Origin of the sequence: Colwellia marinimaniae (assembly GCF_002207865.1) — a bacterium.
Lineage (GTDB): Bacteria > Pseudomonadota > Gammaproteobacteria > Enterobacterales > Alteromonadaceae > Colwellia > Colwellia marinimaniae.
The window spans coordinates 1-4,200 of sequence record NZ_BDQM01000066.1; the positions used below are offsets into that span (position 1 = coordinate 1).

Annotated in this window: 4 protein-coding genes; all 4 read right to left on the minus strand. The window is 34.7% G+C overall.

All coding sequences use genetic code 11. The features are described 5' to 3' along the window. Positions 1 to 320 precede the first annotated feature (320 nt). On the minus strand, positions 321 to 1,358 hold the full coding sequence (locus MTCD1_RS17980) for an IS110 family RNA-guided transposase (protein WP_057180812.1): 1,038 nt from the start codon (positions 1,356 to 1,358) through the stop codon (positions 321 to 323). A 111-nt stretch (positions 1,359 to 1,469) separates the two neighbouring features. Further along, entirely contained in the window at positions 1,470 to 1,820 is a 351-nt protein-coding gene (locus MTCD1_RS17985) for a VOC family protein (protein ID WP_057180814.1), read from the minus strand. Positions 1,821 to 2,143: 323 nt separating this feature from the next. Further along, entirely contained in the window at positions 2,144 to 3,325 is a 1,182-nt protein-coding gene (locus tag MTCD1_RS17990) for an acyltransferase family protein (RefSeq protein ID WP_057180811.1), read from the minus strand. Positions 3,326 to 3,588: 263 nt separating this feature from the next. Beyond that, positions 3,589 to 4,038, minus strand: coding sequence for a hypothetical protein (locus tag MTCD1_RS17995; RefSeq protein ID WP_057180810.1), 450 nt, complete (start codon positions 4,036 to 4,038; stop codon positions 3,589 to 3,591). Positions 4,039 to 4,200: the final 162 nt, after the last annotated feature.

Sequence of the window (4,200 nt, forward strand, 5' to 3'; positions counted from 1 at the left end):
AAAGTATAAAAAACGAACAAAAAGAAGTCGCTTAACAAAATTAGGGTAAACAGTGCCAACTATCTTGAAAAACACCGCTTATGTGGACTCCCCCGTGTCAACAACAAAAACAATAACTCAAAGAAATAAATGCGTACTTATGTACGAGCTCTAAAATGAGAAGCTATCTCTGGCTCTTTGATATTTACGCGAACTCATTGTCAAATCTGTTACGCGAGCGCTAAGCTCTCCGTTGGCTACTGACTAAACGAGCTGATTTTTATCTTCGTTTTGCATTTTTGTTGTTTGAACGCTTTTAAACTTTTTTCTAGTTAATTCTTTTAAGCTGCCAATAACTCAGCTTTATATTCTGTACCTTGTGTTAGCATCGCGAAAGCGGTTCTTACCGTTTTGTTAGCAAGTGCTACCGCAGCACATTTTTTGCCTCGTCGCTCTACAAGCCCTTTAATCCAAACATCTTTTTTAGTTTTGGCTTCTCGTATAACTGCTTGATTCACCGCTGCCATTGCACCACAAATAAGCTGACTTCTCAGTATGCTGTTTTTACAGTGCTTTCCTATTGAGCCTAATTTAACAAAACCACCCGAAGAATGTTGAATAGGCGTTAAACCAATACAGGCTGAAGCATCTTTACCTTTACTAAATACGCCTATATCAGAGCAACCCAGGGCGAGATATAGGTTAATCGCATTCATGGTACCAACACCTTCAAGCTTGAGTATTTTTTTGCAATCGGCATGCGCAATAACTGAATTTTCTAAACAATCATCATAGCGGTGAACCGCTTCAATCGATACTTTCAAATTCATTTTAGCGGTATCTATTGCAATACGACATTCGACTGACAATCCATTGCTCGCATCTTCTAATACACCGTCTATCGCACTGATAATCCCGCCTTTTCGATTAGAAATTCGAATATTCAATTCCAATAATAAAGACACTAATTGTTTTTTAATGGCACCTTGGTGTTTTACAGCAAGCTCTCTTAAGCGCTTAATGGTTTGTAATTGTTGCTGCTCAACCGTTTTACCACCAATAAAAGTAACATCGGGTAAAGAAGCGGCCTGGACTATAGCCAGTGCATCGTTTTTATCTGTTTTTTGATTTTGTCTAACCGTCGCAACCAATTTCGCTGAAATTAAACGCGCATCATGACCTGCTGAAATCGCTTTCTGCTTCCAATAATTCGAGGTACCACACGCTTCAAATATTATCGTGACCGGTTTTGCATTCACTAGCCAACAAAGAAATTCGTTCGGTGTCATTTCAATATTTGACTGCACCTTTTTGTTTCTATAAATACAAACTTGAATAACTTCTTTTGCTAAATCAACGCCAACTTTGGTACGATACATATCAGGATTCTTTATAATATATTTGTTTGGTAACTTTTATATTACCTCACTTTTTAGGAAGTGAGGGAGTCCAATTATCTGTTACGTGTCCTTGTTGATTTTCTTATGTAATCATTCTGCCCAAACTGCAAATTCATTTCCATTTGGATCACCAAAGTGAAATCTTCTTCCTCCAGGAAATGAGAAAATGGGCTTAATTATTTTACCACCTGCTTTCTCAATTTTTTCTTGAGTTGTTTCAAGTGAATTACTATAAAGGACAATTAACGGGCTTCCATTTTTAGTAGAAACAACTAAATCAGATTTAAAGAAGCCCCCATCTACACCTTGAGCAGTGAAACTACAATAATCTGGACCATAATCCACAAATGACCAATCGAAAACTTCAATAAAGAAAGACTTGGTTGCTTCAATATTTTTAGCAGGGATTTCGATGTAATTAATTTTATTATGTTTAGACATTTTAATCTTTTCTCCTTCAACTTTATCTGTGCTTTGTGCATTAGTGCTGACAACTAGTAAAGACAACACCAATATTAAAATATATCTCATAAGTTTCCTTGATTACATAACGAGCTTGTAGAATAACTCGTTTATTATAAATTACCCCCTAAAATCGGGGTGGTAACTGCATTACCTATATCGAGTTAATCCTCTACAGTTCGATACAGGAGCACAAAATTTTAGTAGTTTTGGCTGAATTAGTTATTCTACAGCCTCAACGCATTACTAAGCGTCCGTTTGAGTAACTTGTTATATGCGCTGAATTAGTACCCTAACAGCTATTAATATTTTAGTTTATATAGCTTTAGCCCAAATAATGGACGGATCCATTTCCAACGACGTATAAAATATTCATTAATCAAATAACAACCCAAAAATGTTAATAATATTAACGCTAAGGATTCACTATAAATTGATAGTCCTTGTCTTGTTAGCCAGTAACCAATCATGACTATTAATGTTTGATGTAAAATATACCAAGGAAATACAGCCTCTGTCATATAAGAAAGAGCTTTGCTCGGTTTATTTAGCCATCGTTGGAAAATTGCTAATAAGGCAACAATTGAAAACCAAGCGTATGCCGTCTTTCTTGTTTTCTCTGAATAGTGTTCCGTTATATCAAAAGCATAAGACCTATAATTTTGACTTTCTAAATACCATACAATAGAAGCAATAGTAGAAATAATAAAAACCATGATTAGAGCTGGAATCAATGCTTTATTAATAGCCTGCCAAAAGCTCTTGTCTTTGGATATTAAAAAGCCAAAAATAAAAATACTGAAATATAACTGATGGTTTGCCCAATCATCAACAAGTGCATGTGTTGATGGGTAAATAGGATTTAAAATATAGTGAAAAATTATAAAGGGAATGACCGGAATCAACATTACCACAAAGATACCTAAACGGTTATCAAGGCATCTACTACTCATTTTTTTACCATAGCCATTCATAAAAGAAGCTAAAGGACGAGCGATAGGAATGAGTAATAAAGTATAAACAAATAAATAAACAACGTACCAAAGGTGGTTCCAAGTTGGAATTACTACTGAGTATTTATCTATACTCCCTATTAAATATTCTGGATAAAACGCCCAAAACCCAGAAGTTATCTCTCCATTTTCTAATAGCTCAAGCCACGATTGTGGAGCGATAATAGTATGAATACAAAAAATTATTGGTATGAGAAGTATAATAGATCTTTTAACCGTAAACTTAATTAATGGTTGTTTATCAATGGCAAACCTTATAGCAATGCCAGATATAAAAAATAACAAGGTTAAACGCCAAGGATTGACCAACTTCATCAGGGGTTCAATAGTTTCGCTCGCATATACACTGTGTACGTGATATCCCCCAGTCGCATAAAACGCCCCTATATGATAAAAAATGAGCAAACCGAAAACGATAACTCGTAGCCAGTCTAAATCATATCTTCTATCTATTTTTGCTCCATGCTCCATTTAAAACTCCATTTAGCATATAACGAACTTGTAGAATAACTCGTTTATTATGAATTACCCCCTAAAATCGGGGTGGTAAATGCATTACCTATATCGAGTTAATCCTCTACAGTGCGATATAGGAGTACAAATGTTTAGCTGTTTTGGCTAAATTAGTTATTCTACAGCCTCAACGCCCAATTAATAGGCTAAAAATAGTTGGTTAAAATAGCGACGAAGGAGCAAAAACCAACTGTTTTTTGTCCTGATTAATTTTATTTTGCTTACACCGATAAAGTAAAAGCAAAAAAATTTACTAAAGCATGAATTGAAAAAACTATTATGTAAGCATCTTTTCTCGAAACTTTATCCCAAACTTGAAAAGCAATTGAAAACACTAAAAAAGTAAAAAATGTAACAAGTCCCCAAGCTGGTATTAATAATGAATGTAAGCTAGCCCAAAAGAAAGCGCTAACAAAACAAATGACACTAAATTTATTAGTAAATAATTTTATTACAAAAAAGCTTAATGTCATTAATAGTGTTTCTCCAAGCGGAGAGATAATAACAACACCAAGAAACCCTATCACGTTTATTTTTATATCAGGGCTTTCTGAAGGTGATACAAAATTAGAAACAATGTACGAAGCAGGTAATACCATACAAAGGGCAAGTATGAATGATTTAAGTACATACAAATATTTTGGTTGTTGTGTATTAAAAAGAAATTGCACTAATAGTCCTTTAAAAAGCTAACGCCGCATTAAGCGGATAAAAATAGTGGGTTAAAATGTGTAGCGAAGCGGAACCTAACCAACTGTTTTTGTTCCGTTTGAAGTGCTTGTTGAACGAAGCCGCTTTGCGGCAGAATACAATAAAATCATCTGTACTTACCT